Source organism: Streptococcus sp. KHUD_018 (assembly GCF_054861215.1).
Map to the genome: position 1 here is coordinate 1,938,596 of NZ_CM142176.1, position 16,688 is coordinate 1,955,283.

General features: G+C 42.5%; 15 protein-coding genes. 4 read left to right on the forward strand and 11 right to left on the reverse strand.

What is annotated here, in order from left to right; genetic code table 11:
- Window positions 1-6 precede the first annotated feature (6 nt).
- On the reverse strand, window positions 7-2,541 hold the full coding sequence (gene mutS / locus ACVBD2_RS09830; RefSeq protein ID WP_461685710.1) for a DNA mismatch repair protein MutS: 2,535 nt from the start codon (window positions 2,539-2,541) through the stop codon (window positions 7-9).
- A gap of 50 nt (window positions 2,542-2,591) precedes the next feature.
- On the reverse strand, window positions 2,592-3,038 hold the full coding sequence (argR, locus tag ACVBD2_RS09835; RefSeq protein WP_061418468.1) for an arginine repressor: 447 nt from the start codon (window positions 3,036-3,038) through the stop codon (window positions 2,592-2,594).
- Window positions 3,039-3,185: 147 nt separating this feature from the next.
- Between argR and argS the strand changes: the two genes are divergently transcribed.
- The 3 genes from argS (at window position 3,186) to ACVBD2_RS09850 (ending at window position 7,052) form a co-directional block, all read left to right on the forward strand.
- Window positions 3,186-4,874, forward strand: coding sequence for an arginine--tRNA ligase (argS, locus tag ACVBD2_RS09840; protein WP_461685711.1), 1,689 nt, complete (start codon window positions 3,186-3,188; stop codon window positions 4,872-4,874).
- Window positions 4,875-5,348: 474 nt separating this feature from the next.
- Complete coding sequence (locus ACVBD2_RS09845) at window positions 5,349-5,594, forward strand: hypothetical protein (protein ID WP_000084853.1); 246 nt, start codon at window positions 5,349-5,351, stop codon at window positions 5,592-5,594.
- Between the two features lie 195 nt (window positions 5,595-5,789).
- On the forward strand, window positions 5,790-7,052 hold the full coding sequence (locus ACVBD2_RS09850) for an NRAMP family divalent metal transporter (protein ID WP_461685712.1): 1,263 nt from the start codon (window positions 5,790-5,792) through the stop codon (window positions 7,050-7,052).
- 80 nt (window positions 7,053-7,132) lie between these two features.
- On the opposite strand, the gene nrdI is transcribed toward ACVBD2_RS09850, so the two are convergent.
- The 5 genes from nrdI to ACVBD2_RS09875 all read right to left on the reverse strand — a co-directional run bounded on the left by nrdI (window position 7,133) and on the right by ACVBD2_RS09875 (window position 11,836).
- The gene (gene nrdI, locus ACVBD2_RS09855) at window positions 7,133-7,603 is read right to left on the reverse strand and encodes a class Ib ribonucleoside-diphosphate reductase assembly flavoprotein NrdI (protein WP_000724242.1); all 471 of its coding nucleotides are present in this window, start codon (window positions 7,601-7,603) and stop codon (window positions 7,133-7,135) included.
- Between the two features lie 77 nt (window positions 7,604-7,680).
- Complete coding sequence (locus ACVBD2_RS09860; RefSeq protein ID WP_084948313.1) at window positions 7,681-8,214, reverse strand: ABC transporter permease; 534 nt, start codon at window positions 8,212-8,214, stop codon at window positions 7,681-7,683.
- 60 nt (window positions 8,215-8,274) lie between these two features.
- Window positions 8,275-9,561, reverse strand: coding sequence for a response regulator transcription factor (locus ACVBD2_RS09865; protein WP_125844567.1), 1,287 nt, complete (start codon window positions 9,559-9,561; stop codon window positions 8,275-8,277).
- Between the two features lie 12 nt (window positions 9,562-9,573).
- Window positions 9,574-11,244, reverse strand: coding sequence for a sensor histidine kinase (locus tag ACVBD2_RS09870; protein WP_461685713.1), 1,671 nt, complete (start codon window positions 11,242-11,244; stop codon window positions 9,574-9,576).
- A complete protein-coding gene (locus tag ACVBD2_RS09875) occupies window positions 11,222-11,836 on the reverse strand; it encodes a YesL family protein (protein WP_000514454.1) in 615 nt (204 codons plus the stop codon). Before ACVBD2_RS09875 ends, ACVBD2_RS09870 begins: the two co-directional genes overlap by 23 nt.
- Window positions 11,837-11,969: 133 nt before the next feature.
- Between ACVBD2_RS09875 and ACVBD2_RS09880 the strand changes: the two genes are divergently transcribed.
- On the forward strand, window positions 11,970-12,539 hold the full coding sequence (locus tag ACVBD2_RS09880) for an MptD family putative ECF transporter S component (RefSeq protein WP_084975959.1): 570 nt from the start codon (window positions 11,970-11,972) through the stop codon (window positions 12,537-12,539).
- A gap of 28 nt (window positions 12,540-12,567) precedes the next feature.
- Here the strand turns inward: ACVBD2_RS09880 and ACVBD2_RS09885 are convergent, their stop codons facing one another.
- The 4 genes from ACVBD2_RS09885 to ACVBD2_RS09900 all read right to left on the reverse strand — a co-directional run bounded on the left by ACVBD2_RS09885 (window position 12,568) and on the right by ACVBD2_RS09900 (window position 16,662).
- Window positions 12,568-13,260 carry a methionine ABC transporter permease gene (locus ACVBD2_RS09885; RefSeq protein WP_061418498.1) on the reverse strand — a complete coding sequence of 231 codons (693 nt, stop codon included), beginning with the start codon at window positions 13,258-13,260 and terminating at the stop codon, window positions 12,568-12,570.
- Window position 13,261: 1 nt separating this feature from the next.
- The gene (locus ACVBD2_RS09890; protein ID WP_084852794.1) at window positions 13,262-14,323 is read right to left on the reverse strand and encodes a methionine ABC transporter ATP-binding protein; all 1,062 of its coding nucleotides are present in this window, start codon (window positions 14,321-14,323) and stop codon (window positions 13,262-13,264) included.
- Window positions 14,316-15,689: a M20 family metallopeptidase gene (locus tag ACVBD2_RS09895; RefSeq protein ID WP_084975958.1), complete on the reverse strand. Its 1,374-nt coding sequence runs from the start codon at window positions 15,687-15,689 to the stop codon at window positions 14,316-14,318. The genes ACVBD2_RS09890 and ACVBD2_RS09895 overlap by 8 nt, the downstream gene beginning before the upstream one ends.
- Before the next feature lie 118 nt (window positions 15,690-15,807).
- A complete protein-coding gene (locus ACVBD2_RS09900) occupies window positions 15,808-16,662 on the reverse strand; it encodes a MetQ/NlpA family ABC transporter substrate-binding protein (protein WP_000694540.1) in 855 nt (284 codons plus the stop codon).
- Window positions 16,663-16,688: the final 26 nt, after the last annotated feature.

Below are 16,688 nucleotides of genomic sequence, written 5' to 3' on the forward strand. Positions count from 1 at the left end.
CTCTTTTTATAACTTTTGTTTGAACTCAACTAATACATTCATAGCCTGCATAGGCGTCATGTTGTAAACATCCAGTTGAGCTAATTCTGCTAGGATAGGATGCTCTTCATGCGCATCAAAGAGTGACATCTGTTCAGTGATGGCGCTAGTTTGCCTCATCGGAACTGGACTTTCTTGCCCCTGACTCTCCAGTTGCGTTAAAATCTTATCCGCTCTTGCTAAAAGTTCTGCTGGTAAGCCAGCAATCTTAGCAACATGGATACCGTAAGATTTGTCAGCTGGTCCTGGTTCAATCTTGTGAAGGAAGGTGACTTGTCCATCCTGCTCCAAGGTTGCCACGTGGACATTGACCAAGTGTTCCAAGCTAGACTCCAGACTAGTCAACTCATGGTAGTGGGTCGCAAAGAGGGTCTTGGCTCCGATATGTTCATGAATGTATTCAATGATGGACTGAGCAAGAGCCATCCCATCATAAGTTGCAGTTCCACGTCCCAATTCATCAAAGAGAATCAAGGAATTCTTGGTTGCATGCGAAATGGCATTGTTGGCCTCCATCATCTCCACCATGAAGGTTGATTGCCCTGAAACCAAGTCATCTGCTGCTCCGATACGGGTAAAGATAGCATCGAAGATAGGCAAATGGGCGCTTTCTGCCGGCACATAAGAACCCAGCTGGGCCATAACCGCCGTCATGGCTAACTGACGCATGTAGGTAGACTTCCCGCTCATGTTGGGCCCTGTAATCAATTGAATGCTGGTATCTTCTGACATCTGAATAGTATTAGGAATATAGGTCTGCGCTCCCATAACCTTTTCAACGACAGCATGGCGCCCTTTCTGGATAGCGATTTGGGAATCCTCTCCAAACTCAGGTCGAATCAAATGCTGGGTTTCAGCCACAACTGCAAGACTTTGCAAGACATCAACTGTCGCAATTCCTTGAGCTAAAGCCTGCAAACGCTGGATGTACTTGCTGACTTCCTCACGGATACGCATAAAGATTTCGTACTCTAGGTTGGCTGACTTCTCACGCGCCTCCAACATATCCCCCTCGATACGGGCCAATTCCTCGGTACCGAAGCGTTCTGAGTTTTTCAGCGTCGCCTTTCGGAAAAAGTGTGCCGGCACATTCCCCAGTTGCGAATTAGTCACATGGAAATAGTAACCATCCTTTTTATTGTAGTCAATCTTGAGCGTGCTGATGCCAGAGTTTTCTCGCTCCTTAGCCTCAATCTCAGCAATCCAGCTAGTCCCTTCTCTGAGTACTCGGCGGTATTTATCCAAGGTCTCATCAAATCCCGTACGGATAATACCACCTTCCGTAATCACATGAGGAGCTTCAGGAGCAATGGCTGCGCTAATCAAACTCTCCAACTCAGGAATGGCATCTAGCTGTGCGATGAGATAGGCTAGAGCAGGTTGCTCCATCCCTTCTAATATTGTCCGAATCCGTGGCACACTGGATAAGGTAGTCGCCAACTGCAAGAGGTCCTTGGGATTGGTCTTGCCAAAAGAAACCCGACTAGCCAAGCGTTCGATATCATAAACACCTTTGAGACTGTCCGTTAAATCGCTACGCTCAAAGAAGTGGTCAAGAAAAACCTGCACCACCTCTTGACGTTGGACGATTCGCTCCTTATCAATCAAGGGACGATGGATCCAAGAACGCAAGAGACGCATTCCCATAGCCGTTTTAGTTTCATCCAAAAGCCAGAAAAGACTGCCTTGCTTCTTACCTGAACGGGCATTCTCAACCAAATCCAGACTAGCCTTGGTCGCATAGTCCATCTGTAAGAAATCTTTGATTTCATAGCGAATAACGGGTTTGAGATGGTTCAATTCCCGCATCTGAGTCCGATGAACATATTGGAGCAACTTACCAGCTGCCGCTTGCTCCACAGCTGCCAAACGTGAATCCAGTAAATGGACATCCTCAAAGCCTTCTTTCTCGTAGGAAAGTACCAGATTCATCTGACGACCGAGGATTTGCTCCTCTTCCTCAGACAAGTCATAACCCAGTACCACTTCACGAGCCTTGAGGTTACGGATTTCCCCACAAACGAGGGTAAAGTCCAATAAACCCGTCACATAAAAGTCACCGGTCACCAGATCCATATAGGCTAGGCCAAATTGATTGCCATAACGATCTATGGCAACCAAGAAATTGTTCTGACTATCAGGCTTACTGCTATCGACTACTGTACCAGGTGTGATGACCTGAACCACCTCTCGCTTAACAACCCCAACTGCTTGTTTAGGATCTTCCATCTGTTCTGCAATGGCCACCTTATAGCCCTGCTCGATCAAAACATCAATATACTGCTGGGCAGAATGATAGGGGACGCCCGCCATGGGTATCGGATTTTCTGCATTTTTATTACGACTGGTCAGTGAAATCTCTAAAATCTGCGCCGCATTGACCGCATCTTCATAAAACAGTTCATAAAAATCACCCATCCGAAAGAGCAAAAAAGCATCTGGATATTGCTTTTTTATATCCACATACTGCTGCATACCAGGTGATAGTTTTTCTGTCGTCATATTGGCTCTCTCCTTGTTAAAAATAAGGCTTGGGAACAAGTCCCAAAACCCTATTCATCCTTCATCAAATCTAGCAAACGCTCTTCCATGAGCTTGGCAACATGCTGGTCTCGACAAATAACCAGTAAGGTATTGGCTCCCGCAACTGTTCCTAAAATCGCCTCGTCCTTATTTTCATCAACAATATTTGCTAAGACAGCTGCTTCTCCCAGCTTGGTATGAAGTACCAAAGTAAACTCTGCTCTCGCAACCCCTTCTAGATGATGCGACAAAAACTCTACCAAATCAATCTTTTCTGTTTCATTCGCTAGCACATAATACACCATACCATTTTTCTTAACCTTGATCAAGCCGATCTCGCGCAGGTCGCGCGACAAGGTCGTTTGCGTCACAAAGACATTCCGAACTTCTAGGCGATCTTGGATATCCTTTTGTGTAGCTAGTTTTTCCTCAGTGATCATCTTTTTAATCAACTGGTGTCGTTCTTTTTTTCTCATATCAACCTCTTACATGAATATTTATAACCGATTTCGGGTTTATTTTTAGATATAATTATACCAAAAAAACTGAATAATTCAAAAAAATCTTTCTTCTTTCACTAAATTTATGATAAAATAGAATAAAAGTCCAAAAGGAGCCTACTTATGAGTACAAAAAAACTGATTGCTAGTGAATTGGCTAGCGTCATCGATAGCCTGGATCAAGAGGCTATTTTAAATTTACTAGAACAACCAAAAAACTCTGACATGGGAGATATCGCTTTCCCTGCTTTCTCACTTGCAAAAGTCGAACGCAAAGCCCCGCAAATGATTGCTGCTGAAATCGCTGAAAAAATCAACAGCCAAGCCTTTGAAAAAGTTGTTGCAACTGGTCCTTACGTCAACTTCTTCCTTGATAAAGCTGCCATTTCTGGAGCAGTTATCAAAGAGATCATCGAAAAAGGATCTGACTACGCTCAACAAACGGAAGGCAAAGAGCAAAATATCACGATTGACCTATCAAGTCCAAACATCGCAAAACCTTTCTCAGTAGGTCACTTACGTTCAACTGTTATCGGAGATGCTCTTTCTAATATCTTTAAGAAAATGGGCTACAACACTATTAAAATCAACCACCTTGGAGACTGGGGTAAACAGTTTGGTCTTCTCATGGTTGCTTATAAAAAATGGGGAAGTAAGGAAGCCGTAGAAGCTAATCCAATTGACGAATTGTTAAAATTGTACGTTCGCATCAATGCTGAAATCGAAAATGACCCAGCTCTTGATGATGAAGGACGTCTCTGGTTTAAAAAATTGGAAGATGGCGATCCAGAAGCAACTCAACTTTGGCAGTGGTTCCGTGATGAAAGTTTGGTTGAGTTCAACCGCATTTACAAACTGTTGAATGTTGAATTTGATAGCTTAAACGGGGAGGCCTTCTATAATGACAAGATGGACGAAGCCGTGCAAATCCTTGAAGAAAAAGGTTTGCTAGAGGAGTCACGCGGAGCTAGCATTGTCAACCTCGATGATGTTGAACTTCCACCTGCTATGATTAAGAAATCTGACGGTGCAACCCTCTACATCACACGTGACATTGCGACAGCTATCTACCGTGCACGTACTTACAATTTTGTTAAAAATGTCTACGCAGTTGGTCAAGAGCAGTCTAACCACTTTAAACAGTTAAAAGCCGTCTTGAAAAAAATGGGATTTGACTGGAGCGATGATATGATTCACGTAGACTTCGGTCTGGTAACCAAAAATCGTCAAAAGCTCTCTACTCGTAAGGGAAATATCATCCTGCTCGAACCTACTCTTCAAGAAGCTATCAGTCGTGCTAAAGCACAAATTGAAGCGAAAAATCCTGATCTCGAAAATAAAGAGCAGGTTGCCCAAGCTGTCGGAGTGGGAGCTGTTAAATTCTACGACCTCAAGACTGACCGCCGAAATGGTTACGACTTTGACCTCGAAGCTATGGTTTCTTTTGAAGGGGAAACTGGTCCGTACATCCAATACGCCTACGCTCGTATCCAATCTCTCCTTAGAAAAGCAGACTTCCAACCAAATGCTCAAGCAAGTTACAGTCTAAATGATGCTGAAAGCTGGGAAATTATCAAACTTCTCCAAGACTTTGCCCGTGTCATCAAACGCGCATCTGTTAACTATGATCCATCGCTCATTGCCAAGTATGCAATCAGCTTGGCTCAAGCCTTCAATAAATACTATGCCCACACTCGTATCCTGGATGAAAGCCCAGAGCGCGACAGCCGTCTAGCCCTCAGCTACGCAACAGCTGTTGTTCTCAAAGAAGCCCTTCGTTTGCTTGGAGTAGAAGCACCAGAGAAGATGTGATTCAGTACTAACAATTGGAACTAAAGTTCCTAATTGTTAGACGCTAGCCGCTTATATGCGAACTAGCTAACTGCTTCACTAGTCATGACCCCTAAATATAATCGATTTAGAGGCCATGACGTCGTAACTATGGTGATTTGGCTAGGCGCTTCACTAGTTCTGGGACATAAATATTATCGATTTATGTCCCAGAACGTCGTAACCAGTACGAATTGCCTAAACGCTTTACTAATTCACCAAACCAAATAAAATCGATTTGATTTGGTTCATGTCGCAATCTTTAAATCACTTAATTGCAAAGCAATCTAAGTAACTAACACCAAATCCTATACGGACTTTTCAGTTAAAGGTCAAGACCGTCTTGTTTTATCTGTCGGATACCTGTTCCGCTAGTCTAATCACTTAGTTGAAAAGCGAAAATTTCTTTCGCTTTTCTTATACCATCAACTTTTTTATCAAACCAGGAGAAATTTTATGAGCCAGTATGCTTATATCTTAGTTCTTATCAGTCTTGTCGTTCTTTTTCTCATCAATAAATACGAAAAAGAAAAACTTCAACAACTCCTTCAGGAACAGCTTCTGAAGGACGAAGCTTTCAAAACAGACATACGCGAAAGGATCCAAACAACGGAAAATATCAATGATGTGATTGACTACATCAATAAAGGTTACCGTTTGGGACTCCTGCTTTCTAAGGAAATCACTGAGCAACTGAAATAAGGGAATCCGAGAAGCTTTTTTCTCGGATTTTTTACTCCCATCAATACCATTTCTTTTTGATAATCATATCTTTCATATGATTTTTCTGAAATTTTCTAAATTTTTCAAAAATTCTCTTGCATTTTTCATAAGTTTCTTGTAGAATAGTAGCTATCTATTCAGATTATTCTGAAAATTCAAAAACGGGAGGTTTTTATGTCACAAGTTACTTCATCACACCAATCTACCTGGACAAGCAAGCTGAAAGCAATGGGACCCGGGATCCTAATGGCTTCCGCTGCAGTCGGAGGTTCTCACATCGTATCCTCCACTCAAGCCGGTGGTTCTTATGGATGGTCGCTGCTTCTCTTGGTCATCTTAGCCAATGTTTTTAAATATCCATTTTTCCGTTTTGGTGCCGAATATACTGCCGACACTGGTAAAACCCTGGTCGAAGGTTATGCCGAAAAAGGAAAACTCTATCTCTGGATTTTCTTTATTCTCAATGTCTTTTCTGCCTTGGTCAATACTGCCGGTGTTGCCATCCTTTGCTCAGCCATCATTGCTAGCGCCTTTCCAATGATTGGTCTTAGCATCACTCAATGGTCCCTTATCCTTGTTGCGGTCATTTGGGCTATGTTGCTCTTTGGAGGCTACAAACTATTGGACGGTATGGCAAAATGGATCATGTCTGCCTTGACTATTGCAACTGTTCTTGCCGTCATCATTGCTGCCGTTAAGCACCCAGAATACAGCTCTGATTTTATCGAGAAAACACCTTGGCAAATGGCAGCCCTACCCTTTATCGTTTCCCTTCTAGGCTGGATGCCTGCTCCTATTGAAATTTCAGCCATCAACTCACTTTGGTCAGCCGAAAAGAAAAAGACCGTTAACTTTAATACAGAGGATGCTCTGTTCGACTTTAACGTTGGGTACATTGGGACTGCTATCCTGGCTGTATTCTTTGTGGCACTAGGAGCACTGATTCAGTATCCTACAGGACAAGCGGTTGAAGCTGCTTCAGCCAAGTACATCTCGCAATTTGTGGGCATGTATGCCTCTGTCCTTGGCGAATGGTCTCGATATTTGATTACCTTTATCGCCTTTCTTTGTATCTTTGGAACAGTCATCACCGTTATCGATGGTTACTCTCGTGTCAATCAGGAATCGCTACGACTCTTAATTCGTCAAAAAGAGGATTCTCGCAAATCTTTGAACATCTGGATGACCATTACCGCTATCATTGGTATCGTAATTATTAAATTCTTTGCTGGACAAGTTTCAACCATGCTTCGCTTTGCCATGATCGGTTCTTTCCTGACAACACCATTCTTCGCTCTTTTGAACTATGTATTGGTGACACGTGAGAATAAAAATCTTCCTTCTTGGCTAAAACTCCTCGCAATCGCAGGATTGATTTTCCTCTTTGGCTTTGCTATTTTCTTTATCTATGCACTTGCCATCGGAAAAGCAGGATAGTTTATAAAATGGCACCCTTACGGGGTGCTTTTTACATACACAAAAGCAGTTGAAAATCTCAACTGCCCCTCAGTACTACTTTATTTTTCTGTCTCTAACTCATACAAGTCGGCAATGATCGCTGCGACCTTTTTAATATCTCCCAGCATACCACGCATTTCAAAATCTGCTAAGACCGGGAAGCCAAAGCGCTGGCTATACTGCTTGGCTGTCAGGCAGTATTGATTGTTAAAATTGCGGTTACCGGAACCCACTACCCCAAAACACTTACTAGCATTGTCTCCATAGGCAATAAAGTCGCCCACTGGAGTCGTTAGAATCTCAACATCGCCGTTATCGACACCATTTCCACCTTCCAGATAGGTCGGCAAGAAAGCGATATAGGGATGTTCCATTTCAAAAAATTCTTGACCTTCCTTGACTAGGTCCTTGATATGGATTTTTTGGACCTCAATCCCTTCATACTGGGACAAGAGATAGTCCTTGAGTCGGGTTACAAAACTCTCTGTATTCCCACTCAGACTGATATACACTAAGGATATTTTTTTCATGTTGACCTCGATTTTTATGTTTACGATATAAAAAGAACTACCAAAATTGTAACTTGATAGTTCTTTTTTGTCAATACTTAGGCAGCTTCTTCTGCTTCGACTTCCTCAGCCAAGTCCTTTTGTTGACGCCACATCTTGTAAAAGACAATGGCAAGGAAGAGGACATTGATAACAACAAATAAAATCGTTGTTCCCTTTCCAAGGACTTCTGTCCCTAGTCGCAAAGTTTCATCACGGATAGCTTGTACAGCATCTTGCATACCCATGTAAGTATAAATCGAACCAACAATGGCAAGCAAAACATAAGCAATGTAAGCATAATTTGCATATTGCAAATGATTACGAACCAAGAGCACAATACCTGCGACTACTAAAATCGCAGATAAAATAATCAAAACGATGTTAACAGTCGAATGCGATAATTCAGCTGTCTTATGTAGATAATTAATCGTATCCTCTAGTTGCTGGGCGCTAGCACCTTGAACTTGAGCTTGACTGGCACCTAGTGTTTCTTTACTAGGAACTGGACTTAGTATTCCAAACAAAGACATAGCTGAAATCAATGCTGATAGGACTAATAAAACCCAAAGATAAATTGGTTTCTTTTTCATAATTTTTCCTCCTTAAGGTATTTCGAACATTATAGCATTTTTTGTATGTAAATACAAGTTTTACAGGGAACTTTCGACTTGTTTGCGATAAGCTTTTGGTGATTTTCCGCACAATTTACGGAAGACCTTGTAGAAATATCCAACATTGCTGTAACCAACAGCATAGCAAACATCTTCAATACTATCATTGGTTGAAAGCAAGAGCTGTTGCGCCGCCTTGATGCGCTGTTTGTTAAGCAGTTCAGCAAAGGTTGAGTTGGTTTCTCGCTTGATCAGCTGACCGAGATAGACAGGATTGATAAAGAGATCCTTGCTGATATCCTTAAGTGAAAGCTCTTTCTGATAATCACGCCCAATCACCTCCAGAACACTCACCACATTTTCATTCATGCGGTACTGGCCAAAGAACTTGGTCAAGGTTTCTTTGATATAGGCAACCAATTCTTCAAAGGAGTTAATAGCATGGATGGCTTTGACAATCTCAGTCATATCATCCGCTTTTAAGTGCTCAAACAAGTGGAAGACATCCATGACAAACTGGGTGAAGAGCTGTTTGGTGATAGCCACGCGCGGTGTGTTCTCTAAGACAACCTTCTCCAGCAGGGTCAATTCTTCAATGATTTGATTGATATTTCCTTGGATAATCACCCGATAAATCGGCTCGTAATAAGCAAACAAACTCTCGGATTTTTCTAGATTAACTGAACCGTAGAAAAGGGCTTTTTCTGCGTTGATCTTCCATTTTTCAAAGGCTTGTTGGTAGGGCGCTACAAAAGGCGTTACTACGATTCCATCTAGTGGTTGATCAGAGATAAAAATCTGCCAGTCTTGACCTAAAACATAGTAAGGAATAGTGAAGGAGCCCTGCTTTTCCTTGGAAAGACCTATCCACCAGTTGTCTTTACCTGCTAAGAAGTTGACAAAGCCTTCTTCATCCAATTCTTGGCTGAGAGTCTGGCTCTGCTCCACTTTTTCCTGAAGTTGGCTCGCAATTTTTTCTAATAAATGACTCAACTCAACCTTATCCACTGGCTTCACCAGATAATCCACGACACTAAGATTCATGGCTTTTTTGACGTACTCAAACTCCTGATAACCTGACAGCAAGATATAATAGGTATCTGGAAGCAGCTCCTTCATTTCCTTAATCATCTCAAGCCCTGTCTTATCTGGCATATTGACATCGGAAATGATCACATCTACTGGATTTTCCTTGACATAGTCTAAAGCATCATCAGCATGATTGACTGTTGCGACGACTTGCATATCCCATTTTTCAAAGGGGATTAATCGCTTGAGCCCCTCTGTCACCATATACTCGTCGTCTACTAATAAAACTTTATACATTTCCCTTCCTTTCTATTCATTTTGAATAGTAATACGGTAACGAACACCTTCTTGCTCAGCTGACTCTACACTGATTTGGTAGCGATCCCCAAAGTAGAGAACAAAGCGTTCGTGTACATTTACTATTCCAATTGACTGCCGCCCTCCACTATAGCTTGCCTCGTGTTCAAAACTTCGTTGAGCTAATTTTTCCTGCAAGCTAGCTAGTTTCTCAGCGGGCATTCCCCGACCATTGTCTTCCACTAGGATTTCAACGAATCCTTGACCCTTCAAGGCTTTGATACTGATGACATTATCCGTTCTGCGATGGTCAACACCATGGGCAAAGTAGTTTTCTACTAATGGTTGGAGTGTAAATTTTGGAATCCTCATTTCTTCCAATTCTGGTGCAATCTTGAAACCATAAGCAATGGATTTAGGATAACGCACCATACAGAGATAGCTATATTTTCGGCAAAATTCCAACTCCTGCTTCAAGGTCGTTTCCCGCTCGTCGGAGATATTATTTCGTAACAAGCTACTAAATTCATAGATAATATCTGCTAGTTCATCCTGACTCGCCATAACCGCATACATCCGTAAAAACTCCAGAGTATTGTACATAAAGTGAGGATTGATTTGAGCTTGTAGAGCTCGCATATTGGCATCTTTTTGACTGAGCTCTAGCTGATAGATATCGTGGATATTTTTTTCCAAGCAATCCAACATATCATTGGTGGTTTCTGCAATGAGGAGCAATTCTTGATCTTTTTCAGAAGTATCGATCCGAAGTCCCTCTTCTCCTTGAGCAATAACCTCGATAGACTCCACCAAGTCCACAACCTGCCTTTGGTAATTGGAGAAGGTCTGCCTCAAGGTCACATATAAAATAATAATAAAGAGAACACTCAAACCAACAATAACAGCGGAACTAGTTAAAGTCCCAGTAAGAACAAAATCCTTGGGAACTGCTGATTGGACTTGATAGCCATGTGATGTCAAACCAACAATCCAATTTTCCCGTTCAGCTACTACATTTTCCCCTATATGAAACAATTCAGTATCAAAAGGGGAGGTGATCGTCACAGCCACAGGAATCAGACCGCGAGTATTATCAATTGCTTGGTAAAGTACATCCTGTGATAAAGAAACGTAAATAACACCTAGAGACTGATCGGAGTTAGGATCAAGTACTGGTATGGCAAAACTATTGGCTGCTGGTTTGAAATCCTCAGCAAGAATTTTCTCCCCGCTACGTTTCTCTCTAGTAGAAACGTAGACTTCCTTATAGTCTTGCAAAACAATTGCAACACCTGTCACAAAGTCATTTCTTACATACAAATCATCAATGTTTTCATACAAGGATACTGAGACATAGGGAGACGCTTTACGTTGCAACAGCCAGTAAAAATAATCCGATGTACTCAGACTAAAATACTTGTAAATCCCTTCAATCCGTGCTCGATTTTCAACCAGTTCCTGCGCTAGCTGAGTCGACTCCCTGTGGTAATATTCAATCTCACTCACTGTTCGAGTCGTTACACGTTGAGCTACTCGCTGGGCTTCTTTTTCACGGGAACTCCAGTCAGCATAGGAGAGCATGACCGCAAAACTTGCAATGATGACAATCATCACCAAGGTATAGATACGCAAGAGCGAGTGGAGCCAGAACGGCTTCATTTTATTTTGTCGCCAATTTTTCATGGATACTTTCATATACAGGTTCCAACATATCACTGATAAAGAAATGCCATACACCAATTCCTACGAAAAAGAGGAGGGCAGGCATATAGTAACCAATTCCTACAAGCATGACCGTACCAAATAAAACCTTGGCGATTGCCGGCAAATTCATAAAAATTCCGATAAGAGCGAGTTTTACAGTATTTCGATAAGAGAGCTCATAGTGGACTTGGAGTTTTAATGAAACGGTGTAAGCCAAAAAAACAAAGGCAACAACAAGGATATTGAGAAAGGTTGCCAAGAGATGGAAGATAGTCTGATGGGGCAATTGAACCAAAAGGTACAAACCATAGACTAAGACTAGATCTACAAGTACAAAACTATAGAAAGCTAGGTTACTCTTGACAAAGTTACTCTTATACAATTCCCAAGCTTCTTTCAAACTATAAGCTCGATAAGTATAACCGTGCTCCGCATATAAACTCATAAGGGTTGCACTAGCTGGTGCCAAACCAAAGACCACACCTCCTGCTAGTGTCAATAACCAGAAAAAAGCCGTCGCAATCATTCCTAAAAAGAAACGATTAAAGACGAATTCTAGAAACTTTCCCATAATATCCTCCTTAAAACAACTATGTAACTATTATATCATATTTCAAACGTTTTCAAAAACATAGAGCTCCCATTTACAATCCTCTAAAAGCGTGATACAATTGATTTTGACAGTTTTATATAAGGAGATTCTCATGAAGAAAAATATCTTAACTACCCTCTTAGCCGTCGTCCTCTACTTCCTCTGTCTAGGAATCGGAGTATTACTTGGACACTTGGTGGATTCAACGGGCAATATGTTCTATGCACCTGCCTTTTCTGCCCTTGTCGGTGGCAGTGTCTACATGCTTCTTTTGGCAAAGGTTCCTCGTTTTGGTGCAATCACCACTCTCGGACTCTTTATGGCCCTCTTTTTCCTAGCTAGTAAACACGGCGCTGGCGCTTTTCTACCAGCTATCACTTGCGGTCTTGCAGCAGATGCCATCGCTCGTCTCGGCAATTACAAAGATCGAATCAAAAACACCCTCTCCTTCCTCGTCTTTGCTTTTAGTACAAGTGGCCCTATCCTCCTCATGTGGATTAGTCCAGAATCCTACATGGCAACTTTACTCGCTCGTGGAAAGTCCCAGGAATACATTGACCGTATCATGGTCGCTCCAGAGCTAGACAAAATTTTTCTCTTTGTCGCAAGCATTCTCCTTGCTGCCTTGCTTGGTGCTTTGGTTGGGCAAGCTATTCGTAAAAAGTTTACACACAAAATCTAATCACTAAAAAAGAGCCGAAAGGCTCTTTTTATTTATGACTTAGTTTCTTGGTCAGGAAATCTCCCAAGAACTGGATTGTAAAGATGATCAGAATGATAATGATGGTTGCTAGAACTGTCACATCATGATTGAAACGGTTAAATCCATAAGCAATGGCTACGTTACCGATACCACCTGCTCCAACCGCACCGGCCATAGCTGTTTCTCCAACTAGGGAAATCAAGGTCACAGTCGTCACACGAATCAAATCTGGCAGACCTTCTGATAGGTAAACACCCACGATGTCCCAGAATGTAGCTCCGCTTGCTTGGGCCGCCTCAATGACGCCTCCATCTAGCTCAGCCAAGACCACCTGCACCTGACGGGCAAAGAAGGCAAAGACTGCAAAAGAAAGTGGCACAAGGGCTGCATTTGGCCCGATACTAGTCTTAACAATCAAGTGAGAAAGTGGCGACAAGATAGCCAAGAGGATGATAAAGGGTACCGCACGGAAAATAGAGGTAATCTTGTCCAAAATCCAGAAAACAACCTTGTTCTCCAAGACACCACCTGGCGCTGTCAAGACAAGGAAGAGACCTGCCACTAGTCCCAAGAATCCTCCGATGATAAAGGAAAGAACTGTCATATAAAGAGTTAGGTAGATGGCTGTTCCCCAGCCTGCTTGACCAGCCCAGCCCATTTTATAGACATTTGGTAAATAGGTTTGAATCAATGATTCCATCTTACTGTCCTCCCTTCAATACTTTTAGCTGTACACCTGCTTGACGAATGGCTTCTTGAGCACCTGCTAGCGCTGCTTTTTCTCCTGACAAGACCACAACCAATTCTCCAACGGGAGTACCATCGAGAATTTCGATATTTCCATAAAGGATATTAGCCGTTACTTGGTAATGTTTGTACAATTCATTCAAAAGTGGTTCGTCTGTCGAAGCCCCTGCATACTTGAGCTGCACTAAGATACTGTTCTCGGATAAATGCTCTACGATTTCTTGCTTCTCAATCTTAACCATGGCTTCGTCAATACCTGTAGCAGTTGAGATAAAGTCTTGGGTCAAAGGTTGTTTCGGATCTGAGAAGATTTCAAGAACACTACCCTCTTCAATCAAACGGCCATCCTGCATAACTGCCACACGGTTGGCAATATCTTTGACAATCTGCATTTCATGCGTAATCAAGACAACCGTCAAGCCTAATTTTTGGTTCAAATCTTGCAACAAGGCCAAAATCTGCTTGGTTGTCTTAGGGTCAAGGGCAGACGTTGACTCGTCTGAAATCAAAATTTTCGGATCATTGGCCAAGGCACGCGCAATAGCCACGCGCTGTTTTTGCCCTCCAGATAGTTGTGAAGGATAGTTTTCAGCACGATCTGCCAAGCCAACCAAGTCTAACAACTTAGCTACTTTTGCTTTCTTTTCTTCCTTGCTGAGTCCAGAGTGTTTGAGGGCAAAGGCTACATTTTCCTCTGCTGTCTTTTGACTCATCAGGTTGAAATGCTGGAAAATCATTCCAATGTCTTGGCGTTTACGACGCAACTGCTCGGCCGTCAAGGTTACCTTTCCGTCAAAAATGACGTCATTATCAATGGTAATTTTCCCTGCAGATGGCTTTTGCAAGAGGTTAATCACCCGTACAAGGGTTGATTTTCCTGCTCCAGAATATCCAACGATTCCGTAGATATCCCCTTCTTGGATGTGAATGGTCACATCCTTGACTGCTGTGATGGTTCTCTTCTTCTGGTGAAAAGTCACATCGATCTGATCTAACTTGATAATATCTCTACTCATAGCTTCTAATCAGCTCCTCTACTAATTCAATATGGGTGTAGTAATCGGCGATTCGCACGTTTTCATCTCCACCGTGGTCTCGGCTATTGGCATTCCCTAGACCGAAGGCTACCATGGGTACCTCTAAGGCATCAAAGACCGTATGCATAGGTCCTGTCCCCGCCGTTGTCGGCAAGACCGAAACACCCTGCGGATAGAATTTCTTGGCCAACTCGATTACATTGAGAATGGCTGGCGCGCTCATATCGCTTCGATAGCTCATCTCTCCCAAGGTATAGTATAATTCTACCTTATCAAAGCCATTTTTGTCTAGCTGTTTCCGAATTTTTTCCAGAACATCATGCGGTTCTAAGCCAGGAACCAAACGAACCTCTAGCTTGGCACTAGCTTCTGCTGGCAAAATCGTTTTAACCCCTTGCCCCTGATACCCTGACTGAATCCCTTCGATATTGAGGGCTGGCTCGAAAAAGAACCGTTTTAGAAAGGCTGCACGATCCTCTTGTAAGAGAGGCAATTCCAAGCCATAAATGCGACTGATTTCCTCAGGATTACGTTGAGCGTAGGTATCTACCAAGGCTATCTCCCGTTCATTTGGCTCTTGAACATCCTCGTACAAGCCTTCTACCAAGATACGGCCATCTGCAGATCGCAGGCTACTTAAGGCCTGGATGAGATACCACGGTGCTGACTCCACGACACCACCATAACTCGAGTGGATATCCACATCAGCACTTTTCACATTAGCATCAAAGGTTACAATTCCCTTATTACCACCCGAAATTTCTAGCTGTTCCAAGGCGTTCTTGGTACCTTGTTCCCAGACTAGCAAGTCCGCCCCACGAAGTTTGTCTGCGTGTTTCTCTAAATACTTATCTAGATCCATGGAAGCAGACTCCTCCGCTCCCTCCATGATAAAACTGATATTGACAGGCAGGTCATCATGGTGTTGCATATACTTTCTCAGAGCACTCAACCGAGCTGTGATATGACCCTTGTCGTCGTCAACTCCACGCCCATACATGAAGCCATTTCGCACCGAAAGAGTAAAAGGATCCTCTGTCCACACCTGATCCCCATCCGCTGGCACAGTGTCATAGTGATTATAGAAGATCAAAGTCTTAGCATCTGGACGCGAACTCTTGAAATGCGCCATGACAAAAGGCGCCGTGTGGCTCTCATCAATCTCCACTTCAGCTCCTACACGCTTGAAAATCTCACCCAGATAGTTTGCGACTTCTTTGAGTCCAACCTGCTGGGCAAAGACTGATTTCTTGGAAATCAAGGTGCGCAAGACTTCAAAATAATGTTGGGCCACATGATCCTTCTCAAATTTTTCAATCTGTTCTTGTTCGCTAGGAAAAACCATTTTCTCTCTCTTTCTACTATGTACTTGTGTCCTTGGAACGACTGCAAGTGCTCCTTTAAATTCAACTCTCTATACAAAAGCAAGAGGTGGAAACTCTCTCCCACCTCCCTGTGTCTTATTACCAAACTGGTTGGTCCAAACCGTCTGATGTTTCTTCGATAACTTTTTTCACTTCATCAGTGTGGTAAGCTGCGATAATTTTCTTGATGGCATCAGCTTTAGGTGATGATTCCCAATCTTTTTTCGCAACGATGATGTTGTACCATTGTTTTGAGTTTTCATCAGCTTGTTCTTTGAAGAGTGCTTTCTTGTAGTCCAATTTTGCTTCTGTAACGAAGGTATTGTTTACAACGGCAGCATCAACTGATGACAATGAACGAGCTGTTTGGCTAGCGTCCAATTCAGTAATCTTCAAGTTCTTTGGATTTTCTTTGATGTTTGCGATAGTAGCAAGTTCAGTTCCTGAAACATCCAATTTGATCAAACCAGCTGATTGAAGCAAGTAAAGTGCGCGACTTTCGTTTGTTGCATCGTTTGGTACGGCGATTTCACCCTTATCTGGGATTTCTTCTACTTTAGTGTACTTGTTTTCTTCCCCATTTTTACCTGAGTAAAGGCGGATTGGTGAGATGTACGTATCTGCAATCGCTACAAGGTCTTTCCCATTTTCCTTGTTCCAGTTGTTCAAGAAGTTGTAATGTTGGAAGGCGTTCAAGTCTACTTCGCCATCAGCAGTTGCCTTGTTTGGTTGAGAGTAGTCAGTGAACTCTGTGAATGCCAATTTAATACCATCTTTTTTAACCAATTCTTGGATTTTATCCCAACGTTTTTCTTCAGAACCACTGCGGTTAACTGTTGCAATTTTAACAACTGTTTCGTTATCTGCTTTCTTTTCTGAATTTCCGCAAGCTGCAAGAGCCAAACCTGCGACTGTAGCAAGAGCTGCTACACTGAGCCATTTTTTGATTTTCATGATTCTATCTCCTTTAAAAATAATAC

Coding starts and splice junctions, on each gene's coding strand:
- mutS (WP_461685710.1), bottom strand. CDS start 2,541: ATGACGACAGAAAAACTATCACCTGGTATGCAGCAGTATGTGGATATA.
- argR (WP_061418468.1), bottom strand. CDS start 3,038: ATGAGAAAAAAAGAACGACACCAGTTGATTAAAAAGATGATCACTGAG.
- argS (WP_461685711.1), top strand. CDS start 3,186: ATGAGTACAAAAAAACTGATTGCTAGTGAATTGGCTAGCGTCATCGAT.
- ACVBD2_RS09845 (WP_000084853.1), top strand. CDS start 5,349: ATGAGCCAGTATGCTTATATCTTAGTTCTTATCAGTCTTGTCGTTCTT.
- ACVBD2_RS09850 (WP_461685712.1), top strand. CDS start 5,790: ATGTCACAAGTTACTTCATCACACCAATCTACCTGGACAAGCAAGCTG.
- nrdI (WP_000724242.1), bottom strand. CDS start 7,603: ATGAAAAAAATATCCTTAGTGTATATCAGTCTGAGTGGGAATACAGAG.
- ACVBD2_RS09860 (WP_084948313.1), bottom strand. CDS start 8,214: ATGAAAAAGAAACCAATTTATCTTTGGGTTTTATTAGTCCTATCAGCA.
- ACVBD2_RS09865 (WP_125844567.1), bottom strand. CDS start 9,561: ATGTATAAAGTTTTATTAGTAGACGACGAGTATATGGTGACAGAGGGG.
- ACVBD2_RS09870 (WP_461685713.1), bottom strand. CDS start 11,244: ATGAAAAATTGGCGACAAAATAAAATGAAGCCGTTCTGGCTCCACTCG.
- ACVBD2_RS09875 (WP_000514454.1), bottom strand. CDS start 11,836: ATGGGAAAGTTTCTAGAATTCGTCTTTAATCGTTTCTTTTTAGGAATG.
- ACVBD2_RS09880 (WP_084975959.1), top strand. CDS start 11,970: ATGAAGAAAAATATCTTAACTACCCTCTTAGCCGTCGTCCTCTACTTC.
- ACVBD2_RS09885 (WP_061418498.1), bottom strand. CDS start 13,260: ATGGAATCATTGATTCAAACCTATTTACCAAATGTCTATAAAATGGGC.
- ACVBD2_RS09890 (WP_084852794.1), bottom strand. CDS start 14,323: ATGAGTAGAGATATTATCAAGTTAGATCAGATCGATGTGACTTTTCAC.
- ACVBD2_RS09895 (WP_084975958.1), bottom strand. CDS start 15,689: ATGGTTTTTCCTAGCGAACAAGAACAGATTGAAAAATTTGAGAAGGAT.
- ACVBD2_RS09900 (WP_000694540.1), bottom strand. CDS start 16,662: ATGAAAATCAAAAAATGGCTCAGTGTAGCAGCTCTTGCTACAGTCGCA.